Annotated in this window: 23 protein-coding genes; 13 read left to right on the top strand and 10 right to left on the bottom strand. The window is 63.8% G+C overall.

Annotated features, from left to right (window positions below; translation table 11 throughout):
- The first annotated feature begins 1 nt into the window (after position 1).
- The 3 genes from QN222_RS26010 to QN222_RS26000 are packed head-to-tail and all read left to right on the top strand — an operon-like array spanning position 2 to position 3,043.
- On the top strand, positions 2-1,111 hold the full coding sequence (locus tag QN222_RS26010; protein ID WP_283965446.1) for a sulfate/molybdate ABC transporter ATP-binding protein: 1,110 nt from the start codon (positions 2-4) through the stop codon (positions 1,109-1,111).
- On the top strand, positions 1,111-2,481 hold the full coding sequence (locus QN222_RS26005) for an FAD-binding oxidoreductase (protein WP_283965447.1): 1,371 nt from the start codon (positions 1,111-1,113) through the stop codon (positions 2,479-2,481). Before QN222_RS26010 ends, QN222_RS26005 begins: the two co-directional genes overlap by 1 nt.
- Before the next feature lie 34 nt (positions 2,482-2,515).
- Complete coding sequence (locus QN222_RS26000; RefSeq protein WP_283965451.1) at positions 2,516-3,043, top strand: L-2-amino-thiazoline-4-carboxylic acid hydrolase; 528 nt, start codon at positions 2,516-2,518, stop codon at positions 3,041-3,043.
- A gap of 95 nt (positions 3,044-3,138) precedes the next feature.
- On the opposite strand, the gene QN222_RS25995 is transcribed toward QN222_RS26000, so the two are convergent.
- The 9 genes from QN222_RS25995 to QN222_RS25955 all read right to left on the bottom strand — a co-directional run bounded on the left by QN222_RS25995 (position 3,139) and on the right by QN222_RS25955 (position 11,899).
- Positions 3,139-3,693 carry an RES domain-containing protein gene (locus tag QN222_RS25995; protein WP_283965448.1) on the bottom strand — a complete coding sequence of 185 codons (555 nt, stop codon included), beginning with the start codon at positions 3,691-3,693 and terminating at the stop codon, positions 3,139-3,141.
- Positions 3,694-3,698: 5 nt separating this feature from the next.
- On the bottom strand, positions 3,699-4,070 hold the full coding sequence (locus QN222_RS25990; RefSeq protein WP_283965449.1) for a DUF2384 domain-containing protein: 372 nt from the start codon (positions 4,068-4,070) through the stop codon (positions 3,699-3,701).
- Positions 4,071-4,148: 78 nt separating this feature from the next.
- Positions 4,149-4,934, bottom strand: coding sequence for a crotonase/enoyl-CoA hydratase family protein (locus tag QN222_RS25985; RefSeq protein ID WP_283965450.1), 786 nt, complete (start codon positions 4,932-4,934; stop codon positions 4,149-4,151).
- The gene (locus tag QN222_RS25980) at positions 4,931-5,800 is read right to left on the bottom strand and encodes a hydroxymethylglutaryl-CoA lyase (RefSeq protein ID WP_284005652.1); all 870 of its coding nucleotides are present in this window, start codon (positions 5,798-5,800) and stop codon (positions 4,931-4,933) included. Before QN222_RS25980 ends, QN222_RS25985 begins: the two co-directional genes overlap by 4 nt.
- A complete protein-coding gene (locus QN222_RS25975; protein ID WP_284005651.1) occupies positions 5,797-7,785 on the bottom strand; it encodes an acetyl/propionyl/methylcrotonyl-CoA carboxylase subunit alpha in 1,989 nt (662 codons plus the stop codon). Before QN222_RS25975 ends, QN222_RS25980 begins: the two co-directional genes overlap by 4 nt.
- A gap of 17 nt (positions 7,786-7,802) precedes the next feature.
- Positions 7,803-8,186, bottom strand: coding sequence for a RidA family protein (locus QN222_RS25970; RefSeq protein ID WP_283965761.1), 384 nt, complete (start codon positions 8,184-8,186; stop codon positions 7,803-7,805).
- 12 nt (positions 8,187-8,198) lie between these two features.
- Positions 8,199-9,806 (bottom strand): carboxyl transferase domain-containing protein, encoded by a 1,608-nt coding sequence (locus QN222_RS25965; protein WP_283965760.1) that lies wholly within the window; start codon positions 9,804-9,806, stop codon positions 8,199-8,201.
- Between the two features lie 58 nt (positions 9,807-9,864).
- Entirely contained in the window at positions 9,865-11,028 is a 1,164-nt protein-coding gene (locus QN222_RS25960) for an isovaleryl-CoA dehydrogenase (protein ID WP_283965759.1), read from the bottom strand.
- A 331-nt stretch (positions 11,029-11,359) separates the two neighbouring features.
- Positions 11,360-11,899, bottom strand: a complete 540-nt coding sequence (locus QN222_RS25955; RefSeq protein WP_283965763.1) for a gluconokinase — start codon at positions 11,897-11,899, stop codon at positions 11,360-11,362.
- 188 nt (positions 11,900-12,087) lie between these two features.
- Between QN222_RS25955 and QN222_RS25950 the strand changes: the two genes are divergently transcribed.
- The 8 genes from QN222_RS25950 (at position 12,088) to QN222_RS25915 (ending at position 18,262) form a co-directional block, all read left to right on the top strand.
- On the top strand, positions 12,088-12,537 hold the full coding sequence (locus QN222_RS25950; RefSeq protein ID WP_283965758.1) for an Lrp/AsnC family transcriptional regulator: 450 nt from the start codon (positions 12,088-12,090) through the stop codon (positions 12,535-12,537).
- Between the two features lie 2 nt (positions 12,538-12,539).
- A complete protein-coding gene (locus tag QN222_RS25945; protein ID WP_284005649.1) occupies positions 12,540-13,163 on the top strand; it encodes a LysE family transporter in 624 nt (207 codons plus the stop codon).
- Positions 13,164-13,311: 148 nt separating this feature from the next.
- Positions 13,312-13,770, top strand: coding sequence for a helix-turn-helix transcriptional regulator (locus QN222_RS25940; protein ID WP_283963548.1), 459 nt, complete (start codon positions 13,312-13,314; stop codon positions 13,768-13,770).
- Between the two features lie 39 nt (positions 13,771-13,809).
- Complete coding sequence (locus QN222_RS25935) at positions 13,810-15,678, top strand: SARP family transcriptional regulator (RefSeq protein WP_283963549.1); 1,869 nt, start codon at positions 13,810-13,812, stop codon at positions 15,676-15,678.
- 36 nt (positions 15,679-15,714) lie between these two features.
- Positions 15,715-15,933: a hypothetical protein gene (locus QN222_RS25930; RefSeq protein ID WP_283963550.1), complete on the top strand. Its 219-nt coding sequence runs from the start codon at positions 15,715-15,717 to the stop codon at positions 15,931-15,933.
- Positions 15,934-15,996: 63 nt separating this feature from the next.
- A complete protein-coding gene (locus QN222_RS25925; RefSeq protein ID WP_283963551.1) occupies positions 15,997-17,187 on the top strand; it encodes a YcaO-like family protein in 1,191 nt (396 codons plus the stop codon).
- On the top strand, positions 17,184-17,903 hold the full coding sequence (locus QN222_RS25920) for a TfuA-like protein (protein ID WP_283963552.1): 720 nt from the start codon (positions 17,184-17,186) through the stop codon (positions 17,901-17,903). The genes QN222_RS25925 and QN222_RS25920 overlap by 4 nt, the downstream gene beginning before the upstream one ends.
- Positions 17,904-18,025: 122 nt before the next feature.
- Entirely contained in the window at positions 18,026-18,262 is a 237-nt protein-coding gene (locus QN222_RS25915; protein WP_283963553.1) for a hypothetical protein, read from the top strand.
- 193 nt (positions 18,263-18,455) lie between these two features.
- Here the strand turns inward: QN222_RS25915 and QN222_RS25910 are convergent, their stop codons facing one another.
- Positions 18,456-19,412, bottom strand: a complete 957-nt coding sequence (locus QN222_RS25910) for a S1C family serine protease (protein ID WP_283963554.1) — start codon at positions 19,410-19,412, stop codon at positions 18,456-18,458.
- Positions 19,413-19,635: 223 nt separating this feature from the next.
- Here QN222_RS25910 and QN222_RS25905 point away from each other — a divergent pair, with 223 nt between their 5' ends.
- Both QN222_RS25905 and QN222_RS25900 read left to right on the top strand, forming a co-directional pair.
- Positions 19,636-20,229, top strand: coding sequence for an ANTAR domain-containing response regulator (locus QN222_RS25905; RefSeq protein WP_283963555.1), 594 nt, complete (start codon positions 19,636-19,638; stop codon positions 20,227-20,229).
- Entirely contained in the window at positions 20,230-21,450 is a 1,221-nt protein-coding gene (locus QN222_RS25900) for a CmpA/NrtA family ABC transporter substrate-binding protein (protein ID WP_283963556.1), read from the top strand.
- Positions 21,451-21,546 lie beyond the last annotated feature (96 nt).

The raw sequence follows: 21,546 nt of genomic DNA, 5'->3' as shown, positions 1-21,546 counted from the left end.
CATGGAAGTCCGCGTCCAGAACATACGCAAGGAATTCGGCCGCTTCCCGGCGCTCGACGACGTGTCGCTCGACATCCGGTCCGGCGAACTGATCGCCTTGCTCGGCCCGTCCGGCTCGGGAAAGACCACGTTGCTGCGGCTCGTCGCCGGGCTCGAGAGCCCGACCGGAGGCATGATCTTCTTCGGCGACGAGGATGCATCGAAAAAGAGCGTGCAGGAACGAAACATCGGTTTCGTCTTCCAGCACTATGCCCTCTTCCGGCACATGACGGTGCTTGACAACGTCGCCTTCGGGCTGAAGGTACGGCCTGCCAACCGTCGGCCGCCGGCCGCCGAAATCCGCCGCCGGGCCCTCGATCTGCTCGATCTCGTGCAGCTCTCCGGCCTCGAAAAGCGCTATCCGGCCCAGCTCTCCGGCGGCCAGCGCCAGCGCGTGGCGCTCGCGCGCGCCATGGCGGTCGAGCCCAACGTGCTGCTGCTCGACGAGCCCTTCGGAGCGCTCGACGCCCAGGTGCGCAAGGAGTTGAGACGCTGGCTCAGGGAAATCCACGACCGAACCGGCCACACCACGATCTTCGTCACCCACGACCAGGAGGAAGCTCTGGAACTGGCCGACCGCATCGTCGTGATGAGCAATGGCGCGATCGAACAGGTCGGAACCCCCGACGAAATCTACGACTATCCGGTCTCGCCTTTCGTCTACGGCTTCATCGGCCAGTCCAATTGCCTCAACGTGACGCTTTCCAGTGGCGAAATCTGGTTCGAAGACCGACCGATCGGATTGCGCGCAGCGAGCGAACCCGACGGTTCGGCGACCCTCTACTTCCGCCCGCATGACATCGAGCTCATCGATGGCTGCGGCGGCTGTCTGGCTGGCCTCGTGACCGGCAGCCGCCGCGTGGCCGGAACGCGCCATCTCGAACTCGATCTCGGCCGCACGCACCCGCCCGTGGAGATCGAGCTGCCGCCGGAACGCGCGACCGCCGCCGATCACGCCCGCATCGCCTTCAGGCCGACCAAATGGAAGCTCTTCCGCAAGGACGAGGCGCTGCCGGAAGTCAAGCGGAGGGTCGAAATACCCACCGGCGAACTGGCGCGCACGGGCACGTAATGTCGGTTATCGAAGATCTGACGCGATCGCTCGGCGAGGCGGTCGTGCTGACCGGCGGCCGTATCACCGAGCGCTATCGCAGTGACGCGAGCCTCACCGGGCGAAACCTCCCGAGCGCCGTGGTTCGCCCGGCGCGTACGGCCGAGGTCGCTACAGCGCTCGGTATCTGCAATGCGCATCATCAAAGCGTGGTGCCGCAGGGCGGCATGACAGGACTCGCCGGCGGTGCCAACCCCGACACCGGCGACATCGTCATTTCGATGGAGCGGCTTTCCGGTATCGAGGAAATCGACCCGGCGGCCGCGACGATGACCGTACTTGCCGGCACACCGCTTGAAGTCGCGCAACGCGCGGCCGAAGATGCGGGTTTCCTGCTCCCGATCGATCTCGGCGCACGCGGCTCGTGCCAGATCGGCGGCAACCTTGCCACCAATGCCGGCGGTATCCGCGTCATCCGCAACGGTGTCGCCCGTGACAATGTGCTGGGCATCGAGGTCGTGCTTGCCGACGGCACGGTGGTCTCTTCGCTCAACAAGATGATCAAGAACAATACCGGCTACGACCTCCGGCAATTTTTCATCGGTTCGGAGGGCACGCTCGGCATCATCACCCGCGCCGTGCTGCGCCTGCGCCCGTTGCCGGCCGGACGGCTGACGGCACTTTGTGCGCTCGACAGCTACGCGGATGTCGTCGCCTTGCTGAAGCGCGCTCAGCGGGAGCTTTCCGGTCTCTCCGCGTTCGAAGCGATGTGGGAGAGCTACTTCCGCTTCAATTGCGAGGCGGAAGGACGGCAATTTTTCGAGACCTCTCCGGCCTTCGCCGCGATCATCGAGCAGGACATCCGCGGACAGAACGGCGAACGCGAGCAATTCGAGACCTTCCTCGGACAGGCCCTTGAAGACGGAACGATCGGCGATGCGCTGATCGCCCAGTCGGAGAAGGAGGCCCAGAGCTTCTGGCGCGTGCGCGAGGGCCATGCCATGGACAGGCTGCTGCCTTCCCTCGTCAATCTCGATGTCAGCCTGCCGATCGGCGATATCGGCCGCTTTGCCGACGAATGCAGCAGGGCGCTTTCCACGCGGTTCCCATCGGCACATGTCTCCTTCTTCGGCCATGTCGGTGACAGCAACCTTCATATCGCCTTTTCCGTTCCGGACGCCGGCGACGAAACCGCGCATCAAGTCGATGCGATCGTCTATCCGCTTGTTGCCGCCTATCACGGATCGATCTCCGCCGAACACGGGATCGGCACCTTGAAGCGCGACTTCCTCGACCACTCCCGCAGCGAGGCCGAGTTGGACGTCATGCGCCGCATCAAGAATGCCCTCGACCCGAACGGCATCCTCAATCCCGGCAAAGTGCTGCGCTAACGCAAAGAGGCGGCGCCTTCACCAGTGAAAGGACCTGCACGTGACCGACGAACAAAGCGACTCCAGATCGGCAATGGACGGAGAGCTCGGCATTCTTGCCAGACGCAAGATCGAGGCGGGGATCATCGCGCCGCTCTATGAGGTCATGCGTGAGAAGGTCGGTGAGGAACTCGCCCAATCCATCATCGATACCGCGATCACGCGCGCCGCCATCGACGCCGGAAAGGCCTTTGCCGCAAAAACGCCCGGCGGAACCAGCCTGCGGACGTTTCAGGAGTTGCAGGATCTCTGGACCCAGGACGACGCGCTGACGATCGAGGTCGTCAAGGCGACGGACGAGGAGTTCCACTACAACGTGCTGCGCTGTCGCTACGCCGAGACCTATCGGGAAATGGGTCTCGGGCATATCGGGCATCTTCTGTCCTGCAATCGCGACGGCGTATTCTGCACCGGCTACGATCCGCGCATCACGCTGGAGCGCACGCAGACGGTGATGCAGGGCGCGTCCCATTGCGACTTCAAATATCGCCTGAACAAGACCGAGGAATCGTCCTCCAAATAGGCGTTGTGCAGACCCGGGATGCGGACGGAGAACCGCGCAGTTTTCCTCATCCCGCTCTAAAACAATTCCAGGAAAAGTGTGTAACAGTTTTCCGTCTAAAGCCAGGAGGCCGGCGATTTCGGCAGCCTGCCTTCCGGATCTATGACCTCAAGGCGTGGCTCGCCCGCGCCGTTCCAGCGCCAGAGCGCGACGCAAGTGCCGCCGGGCGACATGAAAGACGGGTAGATCACGCCGTGAAACTCCCGGGCCGAGAGATCGGCCTGCACCTCATGGGTCTGCGGCACCACGCCCCTGTCGAGGTCGTCTCGCCATTCGCATCGGTGGATCGCATCCGTCAGGCCAAGCTCCGCAAGAACATTGGCGTCCGTAAGATCGGCCAGCCGCGCATCGTAAAGCTCGAGCCGCACGATCAGCGCCGGATGCTGCACGAAACCCTGGTTGTATTCGGCCCAAGCGGTCGAAAGTTCGCGCGCGGCATAGACCGTCGGCATGCCCACCGGATTCCATCGGCCACCGAAGCGCGCCGCCCCGTCACCAGAAAGCGGGACATGGGCCCAGCGCGGCACGAAGGCGCGCCACAGCGGCATCGGCGCGGCAGGCTCTAAGTTGGAGCGGGATGCGGACGGAAAACCGCTCACACTTTTCCTCATGCCGCTTAGGCGTAGACGCCGGCGCGAACAGCTTCCAGATAAGCGAGAACCTTGTCGGCCTTGCCTTCTCCGACGAGATCGAACGCCGTCTTTCCGGCCCAGCCGGGGATCGGCTGATGCTTGAACCAGATGACGGCACGGGCCTCGTCGCCCGCCATTTCGGACGCCATGGCGAGGATGCGGACGACCTTGCTCAAGGCGCTATCGACCTTGCGGGCGCCGGTCTTGGCCGTCAGCGTGTTCCGCGCGACGCCAATCAGTTTGGCGAGTTCGGCAAGCGTTATGCCCAGACGGTCGGCGACAAGACGCGCCGACAGAAACGGGGATTGATCCTCCCCGAAACGGGCAGCGGGAATATCCAGGCTGAGCGCAATCATGGCAAAACTCGATCTTGACTTGATCAACACATACGTAAAATAAGCTCAATCCGTGATCATTTCAAGCGCAGACGTTGCTCATGACTGCCAGGAAGGCGTTCGCCGGTCGAAAAAGGCCGAGATCCCTTCCCGGGCTTCCTCCGTTTCCCAGGTGTCGGCAAGCTGCTCGATCGTCGCGGCGATGACTGCATCTGTGATCGGCATGCCAAGCGAGCGCGCCAAGCGTTTCGCCCTTCCGGCCGCTTGTGGCGCCGCGGAAAGATAGGGCGCGATTTCCGCATCGACAGCGGCGTCCATCTGTCCATCGTCGACCACGACCGTCGCAAGACCGGCGGCAAGCGCCTCTTCGGCGCCGAAGAGCCGGGCCGACATGAACAGCGGCCGCGCCCTCCCTTCGCCGATCCGGGCGACGACATAGGGACTGATCGTCGCCGGGATCAGCCCGAGCCTCGCTTCCGTCAGGCCGAATTTTGCGCCCGCCGCCGCGACGACGGCGTCGCAGACACTCATCAGCCCGATCCCGCCGCCGAACGCATTGCCATGCACCCGCGCGATCAGCGGCTTCGGCATCTCGTTCAGCGCCTTGAACATCATCGCGAGACGCATTGCTTCGGCAACCCGCTCCTGCCGGTCGGCGCCAAACTGCTGGCGCATCCAGTCGAGATCGCCGCCGGCACAAAAACTCTTCCCCTCGCCGTCGAGAATGACGACACGGACCGCCTTGTCATCGCCAAGCCGGACAGCCGCATCCGTCAGCTCGCTGATCATCGCGGCGGAAAGCGCGTTGTGCTTTTCCGGACGGGCGAGCGTCAGGCGGGCGATGCCCCGTTTGTCGACCGTGCACCGGATCGTCTGGTCAGTCATGCTGCGCTCCTCAGGGATCGGGCGAAGGCGGCCGCGCGATCGAGCTTTGCGGTGTCGAGCCCGGTCGAAAATCCCCTTTTCTGCAGGAAGGCATTCACCGCCAGCGTATCGACGTTGCCGGCGGCGCCGGGCGCGTAGGGGCAACCGCCGAGCCCGCCGGTCGAGGCGTCGAACACCCGCAGACCCCGGTCGAGGCCGACAGCGATATTTTCCAGCGCCCGGCCGGACGTATCGTGGAAATGACCCGCAAGTTTCGACACCGCGACGTCGCCGAGCACCGTCGCCAGCATGGTATCAACGGCTTCCGGCGTGCCGCGCCCGATGGTGTCGCCGAGACTGAGCTCGTAACAGCCGAGTTCGGAAAGAAGGCGTGCGACGCGGGCGGCGGCCTCCGGCGCGATCGGTCCCTCGTAAGGGCACTCGACGACACAGCTGACGTAGCCGCGCATCGGAATTCCATGGTGCCGGCTTGCCTCCGCGACAGGACGAAAGCGCTCGATGCTCTCGGCAATCGAGCAGTTGATGTTCTTCTCGGAGAAGCTTTCGGAGGCGGAGGCGAAAATCGCCACCTCGTCGGCGCTCGCGGCGCGGGCAGCCTCGAAGCCCCGGATGTTCGGCGTCAACGCCGCGTAGCGAATGCCCGGGCGCCGCGCGATGCCGGCCATCACCGCCGGGGCATCGGCCATCTGCGGCACCCATTTCGGGCTGACGAAGCTGGTCACCTCGATGCGCTCGAAACCGCAATCGGAGAGCAGGTCGACGAGCCGGATCTTGTCATCGGTATCGACAAGCCGGGATTCGTTCTGGAGGCCGTCGCGCGGCGCCATCTCGACGATCGTGACGTGCTCGCTTGCCGACGATGTCACTGTGCGGCCTCCTCACTGAGCGTTACGAGGACAGTACCCTCGCTGACCTGCGTGCCCTCGGCCACGTGCACGCTCGCGACCGTCCCCTCTCGCGAGGCGGAAAGCGTCAGCTCCATCTTCATCGCCTCCATCACGACCAACGGCTGGCCCTTGGCGACGGCCTCGCCGGCGCCGACACGGACCATCTTGACGAGCCCCGGCATCGGAGCGACGAGCTCGTCGTCGGCAATTTCCCCGCCATGTCCGCCGGCCAACCCATCCGGCAGGTGAAACACCAGGTTCCGGCCATTGAGAAACAATGTCAGCGTCTCGCCTTGCCGAAGGAAGCGAAGCGTTCGCCTCTGCCCGGCCACTTCCAGCCGCGCACCGTTTTCGAAGCGTTCGAGCACGAGTACCGGCAGGGTGCTCGTACCGGCACGAACTGCGAACTGATCGCGTCCGCGCGACGCGAGCGTGACGGCGGCGCGTCCGCTCGCGTGATCGATGGAAATCGTCCGGTGGGCATCGCCCCAGATCTGCCAATAGCCGAGCGAGGCCCAGGGATCCGTGGACGTCATTGGCTGGAGGACGCCGGTGGAGACAATTGCCGCCAGCGCCAATGCCTCGTCGTCCGGGTCGCTCGGCGCCGCCAGCCGCTCGACCGTCCGGTCGATAAGTCCGGTGTCCGGCCTGCCGGCGCGGAAATCCTGTTCGTCCGTCAGCTTGATGAGAAAATCGAGATTGGTAACCGTTCCGCCGATCCGGACTTCCTTCAGCGCCGCCTGCAGCCGCGTTAGCGCCGCCGAGCGTGTCCCGGCATGCACGATCAGCTTGGCGATCAGCGGATCGTAAAAGGGGGTTATCGCGTCGCCCTGCGTGACGCCGGAGTCAATGCGCACGTTGCTGTCCGGAAAACTCAAGTGCGCCAGCCGCCCGGTCGCCGGCAGGAAGCCGCGGGTCGGATCCTCGGCATAGATGCGTGCCTCGAAGGACCAGCCGTCTATACCGATCTCGCCCTGCTTTTTCGGCAGCGGCTCGCCGTCTGCGACGCGCAGCTGCCATTCGACAAGATCGAGTCCGGTGACGGCCTCGGTCACCGGATGCTCCACCTGCAGCCGCGTGTTCATCTCCATGAAATAGAACTGGTCCGGCCAGAGGCCATTGGTCACGTCGGCAATGAACTCGACGGTGCCGGCGCCGACATAGCCGATCGCATGCGCCGCCCTGACAGCGGCGTCTCCCATGGCGCGGCGCACTTCCGCGGTCATGCCCGGCGCCGGCGCCTCCTCGATCACCTTCTGGTGCCGCCGCTGCAACGAGCAGTCGCGCTCGAAAAGATGAACGATGTTGCCGTGCCGGTCTCCGAAGATCTGGACCTCGATGTGGCGGGGGCGGGTCAGATACTTCTCGATCAGAACGCCGCCGTCGCCGAAGGATCCTTGAGCTTCCCGCTGCGCGGCTTCCAGCGCCGAACCGAAATCCTCTCGCCGCTCGACGCGCCGCATGCCCTTTCCGCCGCCGCCGGCGCGCGCCTTGATCAGCACCGGGTAGCCGATTTCCGCGGCCCGGGCTGCGAGGAACTCCGGATCCTGCTGTTCGCCGTGATAACCCGGCACGACGGGCACGCCGGACTGCTCCATCAGCGCCTTGGCCGCATCCTTGAGGCCCATCGCCCGGATCGCTTCCGGTGGCGGCCCCACGAAAACGATGCCGGCGGCCGCGACGGCCCCGGCAAAATCGGCGTTCTCGGACAGGAAGCCATAGCCGGGATGGATTGCGTCTGCGCGCACGGCCCTTGCGGCCTCTATGACGCGCTCGATCGAAAGATAGCTTTCGGCGGCGTTCGCGGGGCCGATCCGCACTGCCTCGTCGGCGAGTGTCACATGAAGCGCGTCGCCGTCCGCATCCGAATAGACAGCAACGGTGCGGATGCCTAGCCGCCTGGCGGTACGAATGATGCGGCAGGCGATCTCGCCGCGATTGGCAATCAGGAGTTTGGAAAACATGCCCCTCGGTTCCGCTTCTATTCTGCCGCCACCACTTCGACTTCCAGGAGCCAGCCGGAATCAAAGATTCCGGCGATCACCAGCGTCATCGCCGGTGCCAGCGCGCCGAGATAGTCGCTGCGGATCTCACGGTTCGCAAGGGTGTGGTTCCTGTCGGCGAGGTAGGTCGTCACCTTGACGATATTGGCCTTGGTCATGCCGGCGGCTTTGAGCTGGGCGTCGATATTCAGCCAGACCTGGCGTGCCTGCGCCTCAAAACCTTCCGGCAAGACGTCATCGGAGGTCATGGGTATCTGGCCGCTGACAAAGAGCAGTCGTTGAAAATCTTCGACGCTGACGGCCTGCGAGTAGCCGCCACGCGGCTGCGGTGCGTTGATCGCGTTGATGTTGTCGCGTTTCATGGCCCACCTCCCCTACATCCTGAACAATCCGAAACGTGTATCCGCGATCGGCGCGTTAAGCGCGGCCGACAGTGACAGTGCAAGCACGTCGCGGCTTTTTCGCGGATCGACGACGCCGTCATCCCAAAGGCGTGCCGAGGCATAGAGCGGATGGCTTTGCCGCTCGAAAAGATCGAGCACCGGCTGGCGGAAGCGCGCCTCCTCCTCCTCGCTCCATGGCGTGCCGGCCCGCCTCAACGCTTCGCCGCGCACCGTCGAGAGAACGCCGGCCGCCTGTTCGCCGCCCATCACCGAAATGCGGCTGTTCGGCCAGGTCCAAAGGAAGCGCGGTGAAAATGCGCGCCCGCACATGCCGTAATTGCCGGCTCCGAACGACCCGCCGACCAGCATGGTGACCTTGGGCACTTTTACCGTGGCCACCGCCGTCACCAGCTTGGCGCCATGCTTGGCGATGCCTTCGGTTTCGTATTTGCGCCCGACCATGAAGCCGGTGATGTTCTGCAGGAACACGAGCGGGATCTTGCGCTGGGCGCAGAGTTCGACGAAATGGCTCCCCTTCAGCGCCGATTCCGAAAACAGTACGCCGTTATTCGCGACGATGCCGACCGGGATCCCATGAATATGGGCGAAGCCGCAGACAAGGGTGGTTCCGAAACGCGCCTTGAATTCGTCGAAACGCGAGCCGTCGACGATCCGAGCAATCACCTCGCGGATCTCATAGGGCGTTCTGAGGTCGGCCGGCACGATCCCGGCGATCTCCTCTGGATCGTAGAGCGGCGGCTCCGGCGTGCGAAGTTCCACCGACGAAGGTTTTTCGCGGTTCAAGGCTGACACGGCGCGCCGCGCCAAGGCCAGTGCATGCGCGTCGTCACGCGCCAGGTGATCGGCAACGCCCGACACCCGCGTGTGGACGTCGGCGCCGCCGAGATCCTCGGCCGAGACCACTTCGCCGGTCGCCGCGCGTACCAGCGGAGGGCCGGCCAGGAAGATCGTGCCCTGCCCCTCGACGATGATCGCCTCGTCGGACATGGCCGGCACATAGGCGCCGCCAGCCGTGCAGGATCCCATGACGACGGCGATCTGCGGGATGCCGGCAGCCGACATGTTCGCCTGGTTATAGAAGATCCGGCCGAAATGCTCGCGATCCGGAAAAACCTCGTCCTGGTTCGGCAGGTTGGCGCCGCCGGAATCGACCAGGTAGACGCAGGGAAGCCGGTTTTCGGCGGCGATTTCCTGCGCCCTGAGATGCTTCTTGACGGTTATCGGGTAATAGGTGCCGCCTTTGACGGTCGGATCGTTGCAGACGATCATGCATTCGCGCCCGGCAATCCGGCCAATGCCGGTAACCAGCCCGGCACCCGGCGCATCGCCGTTGTACATGCCGTGCGCCGCGGTGGCGCCGACCTCGAGAAAGGGTGTGCCCGGATCGATCAGGGACGCGACCCGGTCGCGCGGCAGCAGCTTCCCGCGGCTGACATGGCGCTCCCGCGCCGTTTCGCCGCCGCCGTTGACGGCCATCCGCACCGCCTCCTCGACTGTCGCGATGGCCTCCGTCATCGCCGCACGGTTGCTCTTGTAGAGGTCCGAGGATGCCGAGATATGCGATCTCAAAATTGTCATGAAGCCCCCAGGCACGGGATTTGACCAAGATGCGCGAAGAACGGCAGCCGCCGTTCGTCTATTTTGTTTCCGCGAACAGTTCGCGCCCGATCAGCATCCGGCGGATCTCGCTCGTGCCGGCGCCGATCTCGTAGAGCTTGGCGTCACGCAGCAGGCGGCCGGCCGGATAGTCGTTGGTGTAGCCGTTGCCGCCGAGCGCCTGGATTGCCTCGAGCGCCAATGCGGTCGCCTTTTCGGCCGCATAGAGAATGCAGCCGGCGGCGTCCTTGCGCGCGGTTTCGCCCCGGTCGCAGGCTGCCGCCACCGCATAGACATAGGCGCGCGCCGCATTCATCGTCACATACATGTCGGCAAGCTTTCCCTGCATCAACTGGAACTCGCCGATCGGCTGGCCGAACTGCTTGCGCTCATGGAGATAGGGGACGACGACATCGAGGCAAGCCGCCATGATGCCGAGCGGCCCGGCCGAGAGCACGACGCGCTCGTAGTCGAGACCGGACATCAGCACGTTGACACCGCGACCGTCCGCGCCGAGCACGTTTTCTTCCGGCACCTCACAGTCTCTGAAAATGAGTTCGCAGGTGTTTGAGCCGCGCATGCCAAGCTTGTCGAGCTTCTGGCCGGTCGAGAAGCCGGCGAAACCCTTTTCGACGAGAAAGGCGGTGATGCCGCGCGGGCCGGCGGCCGGATCGGTCTTGGCATAGACCACCAGCACGTCGGCGTCCGGACCATTGGTGATCCACATCTTGTTGCCGTTCAGCACGTAGCGGTCGCCACGCTTGTCGGCCCTCAGCGTCATAGAGACCACGTCGGAGCCGGCACCCGGTTCGGACATGGCGAGCGCGCCGACATGTTCGCCGGAAATCAGCTTCGGCAAATATTTGGCCTTTTGCGCGGGGCTGCCATTGCGGTTGATCTGGTTGACGCAGAGATTGGAATGGGCACCGTAGCTTAGGCCCACGGAGGCGGAGGCGCGGCTGATTTCCTCCATCGCGACGCAATGGGCCAGGTATCCCATGCCGGCGCCGCCATAGGTCTCACCGGCGGTGATGCCGAGCACGCCGAGTTCTCCCATCTCCCGCCAGAGGGGCGCGGGAAAGGCGTTGCTCCGGTCCGTCTCTTCCGCGAGCGGCGCGATCCGTTCGCTCGCAAACCGGCGCACGCTGTCGCGCAACGCGTCGATGTCATCGCCAAGGGCGAAACTCAATCCACCTTGATACATGTCTTTTTCTCCTCCGCACGTCCCCGGCGGCGATCTCCTCATCGCCGGCAGAAACAGGCCTCGCAGGCATCCTCCGCGATGCACGGTCGCTGACAGCGCCGCGCGTCTATCCTGACGCGCAAAGGTCGCATTAGTTCACTGCATCGTAACGCCGCACGGCCCTTGCCGCGAACGATAACATCGCGCTTGGCTAATTTCCTTCCAAAGAGCCGGGCAGCGCAGCACGATTCGGAAAGAGGAAGGCTCCCACACGGCAGATCGATGCTCCGCGCTCGGCGTAGCATCATTCAATCGGCAACCGCGATTCGAGACGGTCAATGGGCGCGTGCGGCTAAATCTTGCCGAGGGCGGCCAGCGCCTCGTCGACGATCGCGTTCAGCGGCTGGTCGATGTCGATCGCCACGGTGTTTTCCTCGCCGGTCGGATCTTCCAACGTCGCGAGTTGGGTCTTCAACAGGGACGGCGGCATGAAGTGACCGGTGCGATGCTGCATGCGCTCCGCCAACACCGTCTCGGTTCCGTGGAGATAGACGAAAGCCAGTTCCCCCGGCGCGCTTTCACGCAGCTTCTGCCGATAGCTGAGTTTGAGCGCCGAGCAGGCAACGACGGCCGGGCCGGGGCTTTCCGCGAGCTTACGGCCGATCGCCGCAAGCCATGGCCAGCGGTCATCGTCGGTCAGCGGAACGCCCTCCGACATCTTCTTGATGTTCTCGGGCGGATGCAGGGCATCCCCCTCGATGAAGGGATAGCCATAGGCCTTTGCGATACGCTCGCCGACGGACGATTTTCCGCTTCCCGACACGCCCATCACGATGAGCGAGCCCGGAAATCGGTCCGCGTGCGCCGCGGGTCTGCGCCTCTTCTCGATCATCATCTTCAACCCGGTATCCCTGTTTCGGGGCAAGCGACTACGCTTCCGCTCATAGCTTCAGGGCTGTCGGTGGGCAAGCGCCGTGGCCGGCCACTGAAGCATCCGCCGACCGCTGCCGCGTCTATTCGAAAGGGACGACGACAGCAAAAAGAGTTGAATTTTTACAAAACTCCACGTATTTTGCTGAGATGGATGCTACCGACAGAAAAATCATTGGAATTCTTGCGGAGGATGCCCGAACGTCGTTGACCGACATCGGTGCAGCGGTCGACCTCTCGCCCTCGGCCGTCAACGAGCGCATCCGCCGGCTCGTTGCCCGTGGCACGATCCGCCGTTTTACGCTCGACGTGGATCATCGCGCCCTTGGCCTCGACGTTCTCGCCTTTGTCTGGATCGCCCTTTCGGCCGATGCCGATGAAACCGAATTCCGCGCGTTCATGGCGGCACACCCGGTTGTCGCCGAATGCCATCACGTGACTGGCTCATGGTCCTATTGCGTCAAGGTCCGCATGCCGACGCTCGGCGATATCGAGCCGTTTCTCTCCGAGCTGAAAGCACGGCGATACCTAGCCCGCAGCGAGACCGTCATCGCGCTTTCGACCGTTGCCGATAACTTTACAGGACCGGAGGTCCGGTAGACATGTCCGTATTGCTCTTCGGAAAAGGCCTCCTGCTCGGCCTCGCCATTGCCGCGCCGGTTGGGCCGATCGGCGCACTTTGCATCAGCCGCACGCTGACGCGCGGCTTCTGGGCCGGCGTCGCGGGCGGCCTCGGAACCGCGCTCGCCGACGCGGCCTACGCGATGCTCGCGGCGGTCGGCTTTGCGGCATTCGCTGCCGTGCTTTCCGTGATCGCGACGCCGCTCGGCCTGGTTGGAGGCGTGTTCATGATCTGGCTCGGCTGGCGCGGACTGGCGCCGAAACCGGTTGCTACGGCCGCCGAGATCGACGCCCGCGATCTCATTCACACGACGACCGCGACCTTCTTCCTGACCATCGCCAACCCCACGACCATCCTGTCCTTCGCCGCCATCTTCGCCGGGCTCGGGCTTTCGACGGTCGGCGAAGGGATAAAGGGCGCTATTGTCGTCTCGGGCGTCTTTCTCGGTTCGCTCGCCTGGTGGTTCTTCTTGAGCGGCGGCGTCGCGCTCGCCAAGAGACGGCTCCCGGACAGTTTCGCCGCCTGGGTGTCGCGCATTTCCGGGCTTCTGCTGATCGGATTCGGCGTAACCGCGCTCGCCTCGAGCGCAACCCGGTTTGTCTGACGCCTTGTGCGCGACACAATCGAAACCCAAACACAATCACAAAATGTGTTTCAGTCCATGGATTCTGGCGCGTCCTGATTGCATCACACCATTTATTCGAGCAAACTTATATGAATGAGATCGAACCGTTCCGAGGAGAATCACTGTGATGAATAAGAAGGATCCAAACCCGATTGATACCTTCGTCGGTTCTCGCGTCAGAATGCGCAGGCTGATGGTAGGGCTGAGCCAGGAGAAGCTGGCCGATGGCCTGGGCATCACGTTCCAGCAGGTACAGAAGTACGAAAAGGGCACAAACCGCATCGGCGCGAGCCGTCTGCAGGCGATTGCCGATATCCTCGGCGTCCACCCGAGCTTCTTTTTCCAACGCGACGATGACAAGGCGTCAGGACGAGACAGTGCCGGCGACATGCATGAATCGAACGAGATTTCTTCCTTCGTCGCCTCGAAGGAGGGCATTGCGCTCAACAGGGCGTTCCTGAAGATTGCCGATCCGGTGTTGCGGAAGAAGATCATCTCGCTGGTTGCCGCGATGGCGCAGGCACCGGATACGGAGTCGACGAGCGTCACCTCCGGAGCGCGCCGCACAGAGCCTCTGCACGGCTAGACTAGGTACTACATAGCCTTACCGTCAGCGAGGGGCCGCATGACCTACAGGTTGCAGACTCTGGGGCGATTGCGCCTGCTTAACGAAGCGGGCCGCGAAGTCGCCTTCCCCGAGAAAGGCCTGCTCATCCTGTGTCTTGCGATTGCCAACGGCCATCGCGAGCAATCCCGGGCGGAGACTGCGAGGCTGCTCTGGGACGGCGTCGAGCCCAGCCAGGCCTATGTCAACCTGCGCAAGACAATTTCCCGCATTACTGCGCAGCAGACGGAACTCGGGCGAACCTTTCTGACCTTTTCGCAGTCGTCGATCCTGGTCAATGCCGGCAGCTTGACGAGCGATCTGGATGCCGTGAACGATGAAGGCGGCGACGCCGTGGCTCGCTTCTGCCGCATTGCCACTGTGCTGCGCGACGATTTCCTGAAGGACGCAAGATCGCACGGCAAGGCGCTCGATGCCTGGATCAACCGCCAGCGCGAGACGCATATGTCGCTGCTCAGGGAAAGCCTGCTTGCCGCGGCGCCCGCCGCCGCGGGCAAACATCGCGAACTTCTCAAGTCGGCGGCAATGCGACTGCTCGAGCGCAGCCCGTCGGACGAGGAAGTCCGCGCGATCTTGAAGAGCGCGCTGGAATCCGAAGGGCGGCACCATGACGCGCAGGTCATCTTCGACAGCGTCAGCCTGTCGGTGCCTATCATCGGCAACCAGCCCTCCGCGCCCGTCGAGGTGCTCGTCAGGGACGACCATCACCAGAGAAAGCCGCCGCGGCTCGTGCTTCTGCCGCCAAACTCCGAGCGCACGGATAGCGCCGCGGCGATCTTTGCAAGCTCGCTCATCGAGGACGTGACGATCGGCCTTTGCGCCCTTCGGTCCGTGAGTGTCATCGCGCCCTATACCGCGGCGCAGATCGGCCTTCAGGCCGACAAGGCGAACACCTACGAGCGGCACACCATCAGCTATATCCTCGACACGCGATTGACCGACGAGGGTGACAGCCAGAGCCTCTTTGCCCAACTGATCTTCTTCGCAAGCGACGAGGTCATCTGGGCCGACCGGTTCAATCTTGTCGGCGACGGTCTGATGCAGTCGCGCAGGGGCATTGCGCATCGGATCGCTTCTGCGATCGCAAGCCAGGTCGAGCGGAACGAAGCCGCCCGCAACGCCTACGAACGCAATGGCGAGTCCTACCGCAGCTACCTCCTCGGCCAGCGGTATCTCAAGCATCTCAACCTCCCCGAGATCCGCCGGGCGCGCAAGAGCTTCCGCGAAGCGCTTGGCGTCCAGAGGGACTTCGCCCCCGCCATGAGCGGGCTTGCTCGAAGCTATTTCTTCGAATGGCTGCTGACGGCGCGCAATGATCGCGAATTGTTGACGCTTGCCGAGAGCCATGCGCGGGAGGCCGTGGCCGCGGACGAGACGCTCGCCTCCGGCTACAGGGAACTTGGGGTGGTCAAGCTCTACCTCCGCGAATTCGACGAAAGCGTCGAATTCCACGACCGGGCGGAAGAGCTCAGCCCGCATTATGCCAATGTCATCGCCAGCTACGCCGATACCCTGGTGCAGGCCTCCCGGCCCGGAGAGGGCCTGCAGAAGATCGAGGCGGCGATCGATCTCAACCCGATCGCTCCGGACGAATATTTCTGGACGGCCGCCGGTGCAAGCTACTCTCTTGGCAGCTACGAACAGGCTCTCGCCTATATAGACCGGATGCGCGACCGGACGCCTGCCGACCGGCTGTCGGCCGCGAGCTGGGGTATGCTCGGCGACCGCAGAAAGGCTCGCCAGTTCGTGCGCAAGACTTTCGATGTCCATCCGGATTTCGATCTCGACAGATGGATGGCGATCGTGCCTTTCCGCGACGAGTGGCAGAGGGAGCATTACCGCGAGGGCTTGAAGAAGGCAGGTTTTTGAGGCGCAATTCCGCGCGAGAGCAAGAGGGGTGAATGAATGGCTGAAGTTGTTGTTTTCGGCATTGCCGGAGAGGATCATTTGTGGCTTGCGGATCTCAAGGCGGGGACGGTCACCAGGATCGACCCGCCCAAGCAGGGCGCGCTGGCCGACGCCGACGCATTGCGCAAGTCCGGCGCCACGGTCGTCAAGACCGTCAATCTGGCAGCCGCGGCCAGTACCGCCGACGCCGTTTTCGGGGGCTTCATGGACGGCTAGCCGCCCATGCGCGCGGCGGGGGGGCAGGCCAAAGCGGCCGTCGTCCCGCGCGACCCTTCAAGCATGTCCAGCCCAGTTCGCTATTCCGATCGGATCTGTGCCGCCGAAACAACCTTCGGCCGGATCGAGCCGTTTTTGCCGGAGTTCGGTATTACGCGGCTCGCGCGGCTGACTGGACTGGATTGCATCGGCATACCGGTCTGGAATGCCGTCTCTCCGAATTCGAAGTCGCTGGTTATCAATCAGGGCAAGGGTATAACCGACATCGACGCAAAGGTCTCAGCGGCGATGGAGGCGCTTGAGCGCGCCGTCGCATGCGCGCCGCGCGTACCGACGAGAGTTGCGCGCCGCAGTGAGCTGTTGGCCGAAGGCGATCAGGCCCTGTCTCTGCCGGGGCTGATCGCCAGCGCGCGAGCCGATCTTGGCGACGACGAGCCGATCCGGTGGGTTCTCGGGCGCAACCTCGACGGAGGCGCGCCGACGTGGGTTCCGCTGGAGGCCGCCCTGCTCGACAGAACGGTGGAGAACTGCCGGTTCTGGCAATCGTCCGATGGCCTCGCCTCCGGCAACACCGAGACCGAAGCGGTGCTGCATGGGCTCTTGGAACGGATCGAACGTGACGCGGAGGTGCTGTGGCGCCTCACGCCATTGGCAACGAGGCTTCGACGCTGCGTCGCAACGCAGGCGCTCGGCGATCCGGTGCTCGATGCAATGGCCGCCAAGTTTGCCGCAGCCGAACTCGAGCTGCGCCTTTTCGACATCACCAGTGACGTCGGCATACCGAGCTTCACCGCTGTCGTGGCCGGGAAGGACATCCTCACGGCGAAGGCGCCGCTTTTCCACCATGTCACGGTCGGACACGGGGCACATCCGAATGCGGTCAGAGCGGCAATCCGCGCCGTGACCGAAGCTGCCCAATCGAGGCTCACCTATATCAGCGGCGCGCGCGACGACGTCTATCCGGAGACGTTCGTTCGCCCTTTGCCGCAGCAGACGCAAAGACTGTTCGAGGCCGCGCCGCAAGCGCCGACGCGCGTCGACTCCCCGGCGGGGGGACCGGACGCGCTATTGTCTTTCGTTCTGCAGCGGTTGCGGGACGCCGGCATCAGTACGGTCGTTTCCGTGCCCTTGCTCGGCGATGGCCTTCCTTTTGCGGTTGTCAAACTGTTCGTTCCGGAGCTGGAAAACCCGGAGGGCGAACGCAAGCGCCGCTTCGGCACACGGGCGCTCTCCTGGGCACTGGAGGTGGCATGAAGATCGTGTTCGTCGGTCCGACTGTCCCCGATGCGCGCGAACTCGCCGGTGCGGGCTTCGCGGTCCATCCGCCTGCGATGCAGGGTGACATCCTGCGCGCCGCACGCGCCGGCGCGACGATCATCGGCCTTGTCGACGGAAATTTCGAACATGTGGCGCCCGTCTGGCACAAGGAGATATTGTTCGCCCTTTCGCAAGGCGTGCAGGTCTTTGGGGCGGCGAGCATGGGGGCCTTGCGCGCCGCTGAATGTGCGCCGTTCGGAATGGTGGGGATCGGAGAAATATATCGCCAGTATACCACAGGCGAACTCACGGACGACTCGGATGTGGCCCTGCTTCACGCTCCCGCCGAGCTCGGCTATGCGCCCCTGACGGTCCCGCTGGTCAATGTGCGCGCAACGCTCGCGCGCCTCAGGCAGGGCAGCTCGATCACGGTTGCGGATGCGGCGCGGATCGAGGCGGCAGCCGGGCAGATATTCTACAAGCGGCGCACATGGGCAGCGATCATTGCCGGGGCAGAACTTCAAGCGGATGGCGATCGTGCCGCCTTGGCGGCGAGGCTGCAGCAGGGGATGGTCGACCAGAAGCGCGCCGACGCCCTTGCGCTTTTCGACGCGGTACGGGCTCAGCCGGACGAACGGCGTGGCGAAAGGCCCGGCTGGGCGTTCAATTCCACAACCATGTGGAAGATTTTGCTTAATCAACCTGAGACGTAGGAGCGGTTGCATTTCCCATTCAGCGTGTGTCACGCTCGTGTCACGCCCACGGCGCCGAAGTCACGCTATATTTGCTGGCGAAAGCGGGTCGCAGTGACCCCCGAGTGGCACTGGGGAAAATCATGCAGCAATCCATCAAGCTACCTATCGACGTGGAAGACAGGGAGAAGGAACTTCTGGCCCTTGCCCGCCTCGTCAGCTACGCGCGAGACTCCGCCAAGACATTGAACGTCGAAGGCGTGCAATATTGTCTGGAATTGGCCTTGGCCTCCCTGCTCCAGGAAGTCGAATACATCAGCGACAAGAACGTTCTTCCGACGGTCGACCTGATGGCTCTGGGCAGCCTGGGCCGCTGCTAACCAACGCATGCTTGCCCGAGAGCAGGCAGCACTCAACGACGGCACAGGGCGAAGCTACGCAGTTTCAGAGAGTTAGATCGTTCACTGTTTCAATGAAACAATGAATGATCTTTAGAGGGGCGAGGAGCTGGAGCGGTTTCCACTGGGATCCCGCTCCAGCTCCTCGGACTCGTTGGCAATCGGCGCGGGCCGCTCACGATCGAGCGACCGGCACCAATGTTCTCTTTTCGAGCTTGCCCGCCACTGAAAAGATCAGGAATTCGGTCGCCTGACCGATCCTCTCGCCGTCCATCAGCCTGACGACGTCGTCCACGCCGCCGACGGGCTTGCCGTTGATCGACAGGATATAGTCGCCTTCCCGAAGACCACCGCGCTCGGCCGGGCCGCCGGGCTCCAGCCTTCTCAACCGAACCGATGTCGTCCGGTCGGTTCCGGCCGCCAGGGCGATCCTGCGCGGCAGTTCGATGGTGTCGCCGGCGATGCCGATATAGGCCCGCCTGACATGCCCGTATCTCAGGATCTCGGAAATCACGAAATTCGCCGTGTTCGAGGCGATCGCAAAGGCGATGCTCTGCGCGCCCTGGATCACGGCGGTGTTGACCCCGATCACTTCGCCGCCCGACGAGACCAGCGGCCCTCCCGAATTTCCGGGATTGAGGGCGGCGTCCGTCTGGATCACGTCGTCCATCAGCCGCCCGTTCGCCGCCCGCATGGAGCGACCAAGTGCCGAGACGATTCCCGCCGTGACGGTCCACTCGAAGCCCAGCGGATTGCCGATGGCAATGGCAATGTGCCCCCGCCGCAATCGCTTCGAATCCGCCAGCCGCGCCCAGGCGCCGACGCCCGAGTTCGCCCGTATGAGCGCGATGTCGGTGTCGACGTCGCGACCAAGCACACGACCTTCCGTCACGAACCCATCCGGCGTCGTGATGCGAACGGCCTTCGAATCCCCGACGACGTGATTGTTCGTCACGATCAGCCCGTCGGAAGAAACGGCGAAGCCCGAGCCATGACCGCCCCTGCCGCCCACTCGCTCGATGCGGCTGACCGCCGGGCCGACCACATCGACTGCGCCGGCAATTGCATGCGAATAGGCATCCGTCAGCGCGCCGTCGTCGACGGGCGCTATTTCCTTGTCGATGAAACCCATGATCTGATCCTCAAACGGCGGCGACCATGCCGCCGAACCAACGGACCGAAACAATTTGGTACTGTTGTTCAAAATAGATGGAGGGGCCCGATGACCGGTTCAAGCCTCGACTGATCGGAGCCACTCTGCGCTCCATTCGCCTCAAAATAATGCAATCAGCTAGTTCGCAAATTTTTTAGGCAAATATATTGCGAAATTTGTTGCACTGCATCATGATCGCCGCATGACCCGCCGCGACCTGACCATTCTTGTAATTGACGAGAACGCCATCCGCGCCTCGATCATCGAGGAGGGTTTGCGCGATGCCGGCCACAATCGCGTGAGCATCGTGCACGATGTCCATGGCGTCGGGCGCGTGATCGAAAGGCTGCAACCGGACGTGATCGTCATCGATCTCGAAAATCCCAATCGCGATTTGCTGGAGAGCATGTTCCAGCTCTCTCGCTCGGTGAAGCGCCCGATCGCCATGTTCGTTGACCGATCCGACAGCAGCATGATCGAAGCGGCGATCGATGCCGGCGTCTCGGCCTATGTCGTCGACGGACTGCGGCAGGAGCGCGTGAAATCGATCCTCGACATGGCGATCAGCCGTTTCAATGCCTTTTCGCGCATGGAGCGCGAGTTGGCGGAAGCGCGCAGCGAGCTTGCGGACCGCAAGGTGATCGACCGTGCCAAGGGCATCCTGATGAAGTCGCGCGGCATCGGCGAGGACGAGGCCTACAAGCTCCTGCGCACGACCGCGATGAACCAGAACCGCAAGTTAGCCGAAATCGCACAAAGCCTGGTGCTGGCGGCGGGATTGCTGGAGGACCTGTAAATGGCTGCCACCGCCGACATCACCCTTGGCTTCCTGCCGCTCTTCGACAGCGCCGTGCTGGTCGCCGCCAGCGAAAAAGGCTTCATCACCGACGAGGGCCTGTCGGTGCAACTCGTCCGGGAAACCTCCTGGGCCAATATCCGCGATCGGATCGCCGTCGGCCATTTCCAGGCCGCCCACATGCTGGCGCCAATGCCGATCGCATCCAATCTCGGCCTCACGCCGCTGTCGCTGGACCTCGTGGCGCCCTTTGCGCTCGGACTTGGCGGCAACGCGGTGACGGTCTCGCGCGACCTTTGGGAACGCATGGTCGCCGAAGATGCCGGCCCCGGCACCGACCCGAGCGCCAATGGCGCAGCGCTGAGGCGGGTCGTCGCACGACGCCGCGACGCGGGCGAGCCGCCATTGCGTTTTGCCGTCGTCCACCCCTTCTCCGGCCACAACTACGAACTGCGCTATTGGCTCGCGGGCTGCGGCATCGATCCGGAAAGCCACGTCGAGATTGTCGTGGTTCCCCCGCCACTGATGGCCGATGCGCTGTCGACCGGCGCCATCGACGGCTTCTGCGTCGGCGAACCGTGGAACAGCGTCGCGGTCGCAAGCCATGCCGGGCGCTTTGCCACCACCAAGGCGTCGATCTGGCGGTTGAGCCCGGAAAAGGTGCTCGGCGTTTCGGCCAGGTTCGCCGCCGAAAACCGCCCCGCGCTGGACGCGCTGCTGCGTGCGCTCTACCGAAGTGCGATGTGGTGCGGCGACAGCGCAAACCACGAGGAACTCGCGGCACTGATGAGCACGCCTGCTTATCTTGACCTGCCGCGCCAGAGGCTGATGCCGATCCTCACGGGCCGACTGTTGCTCGGCGATGGGGCGACCGGCGACATTCCTGAGTTCTTTGTCCCGCACGCCAAGGGTGCGACCTTTCCCTGGCAGAGCCACGCCCTCTGGTTCTACAGCCAGATGGTGCGGTGGGGACACACGCCCCATTCGGCCGCGCTTGCGGAACGCGCGCGCGACACCTACCGGCCCGACATCTACCGACAGGCCCTGAAGCCGATTGCCGCGCCAATGCCCGGTGCCAACATGAAGGTCGAGGGTGCGCTGACCGCGGCGGCACCGGTCGGCGCGTCGGAAAAAGGGCTCGTTCTCGGCCCCGACGGTTTTTTCGACGGCCGGATCTTCGACCCGGACGGGCTGGACGACTATCTGGCGAGCCAGCGCTGAGTGCACCCGAGCGCTGCTCGATTATTGTGCACTGCGCAAAATTTATTCAAGCAACAGCTTAATCGCCTCTCACCAGCGCACTGCCCTTTGTTTCCA

The sequence above is a fragment of the Sinorhizobium sp. 6-70 genome, from assembly GCF_030124375.1.
GTDB lineage: Bacteria > Pseudomonadota > Alphaproteobacteria > Rhizobiales > Rhizobiaceae > Sinorhizobium.
Note: the sequence above shows the minus strand (reverse complement) of the source record. Positions and strands in the feature narration are given on the sequence as shown.

What these genes read in the sequence shown, in the direction of transcription:
- QN222_RS26010 (WP_283965446.1), top strand. Translation starts at nt 2, where the DNA reads ATGGAAGTCCGCGTCCAGAACATACGCAAGGAATTCGGCCGCTTCCCG.
- QN222_RS26005 (WP_283965447.1), top strand. Translation starts at nt 1,111, where the DNA reads ATGTCGGTTATCGAAGATCTGACGCGATCGCTCGGCGAGGCGGTCGTG.
- QN222_RS25995 (WP_283965448.1), bottom strand. Translation starts at nt 3,693, where the DNA reads ATGAGGAAAAGTGTGAGCGGTTTTCCGTCCGCATCCCGCTCCAACTTA.
- QN222_RS25990 (WP_283965449.1), bottom strand. Translation starts at nt 4,070, where the DNA reads ATGATTGCGCTCAGCCTGGATATTCCCGCTGCCCGTTTCGGGGAGGAT.
- QN222_RS25985 (WP_283965450.1), bottom strand. Translation starts at nt 4,934, where the DNA reads ATGACTGACCAGACGATCCGGTGCACGGTCGACAAACGGGGCATCGCC.
- QN222_RS25975 (WP_284005651.1), bottom strand. Translation starts at nt 7,785, where the DNA reads ATGTTTTCCAAACTCCTGATTGCCAATCGCGGCGAGATCGCCTGCCGC.
- QN222_RS25970 (WP_283965761.1), bottom strand. Translation starts at nt 8,186, where the DNA reads ATGAAACGCGACAACATCAACGCGATCAACGCACCGCAGCCGCGTGGC.
- QN222_RS25965 (WP_283965760.1), bottom strand. Translation starts at nt 9,806, where the DNA reads ATGACAATTTTGAGATCGCATATCTCGGCATCCTCGGACCTCTACAAG.
- QN222_RS25960 (WP_283965759.1), bottom strand. Translation starts at nt 11,028, where the DNA reads ATGTATCAAGGTGGATTGAGTTTCGCCCTTGGCGATGACATCGACGCG.
- QN222_RS25955 (WP_283965763.1), bottom strand. Translation starts at nt 11,899, where the DNA reads ATGATCGAGAAGAGGCGCAGACCCGCGGCGCACGCGGACCGATTTCCG.
- QN222_RS25950 (WP_283965758.1), top strand. Translation starts at nt 12,088, where the DNA reads ATGGATGCTACCGACAGAAAAATCATTGGAATTCTTGCGGAGGATGCC.
- QN222_RS25945 (WP_284005649.1), top strand. Translation starts at nt 12,540, where the DNA reads ATGTCCGTATTGCTCTTCGGAAAAGGCCTCCTGCTCGGCCTCGCCATT.
- QN222_RS25940 (WP_283963548.1), top strand. Translation starts at nt 13,312, where the DNA reads ATGAATAAGAAGGATCCAAACCCGATTGATACCTTCGTCGGTTCTCGC.
- QN222_RS25935 (WP_283963549.1), top strand. Translation starts at nt 13,810, where the DNA reads ATGACCTACAGGTTGCAGACTCTGGGGCGATTGCGCCTGCTTAACGAA.
- QN222_RS25930 (WP_283963550.1), top strand. Translation starts at nt 15,715, where the DNA reads ATGGCTGAAGTTGTTGTTTTCGGCATTGCCGGAGAGGATCATTTGTGG.
- QN222_RS25925 (WP_283963551.1), top strand. Translation starts at nt 15,997, where the DNA reads ATGTCCAGCCCAGTTCGCTATTCCGATCGGATCTGTGCCGCCGAAACA.
- QN222_RS25920 (WP_283963552.1), top strand. Translation starts at nt 17,184, where the DNA reads ATGAAGATCGTGTTCGTCGGTCCGACTGTCCCCGATGCGCGCGAACTC.
- QN222_RS25915 (WP_283963553.1), top strand. Translation starts at nt 18,026, where the DNA reads ATGCAGCAATCCATCAAGCTACCTATCGACGTGGAAGACAGGGAGAAG.
- QN222_RS25910 (WP_283963554.1), bottom strand. Translation starts at nt 19,412, where the DNA reads ATGGGTTTCATCGACAAGGAAATAGCGCCCGTCGACGACGGCGCGCTG.
- QN222_RS25905 (WP_283963555.1), top strand. Translation starts at nt 19,636, where the DNA reads ATGACCCGCCGCGACCTGACCATTCTTGTAATTGACGAGAACGCCATC.
- QN222_RS25900 (WP_283963556.1), top strand. Translation starts at nt 20,230, where the DNA reads ATGGCTGCCACCGCCGACATCACCCTTGGCTTCCTGCCGCTCTTCGAC.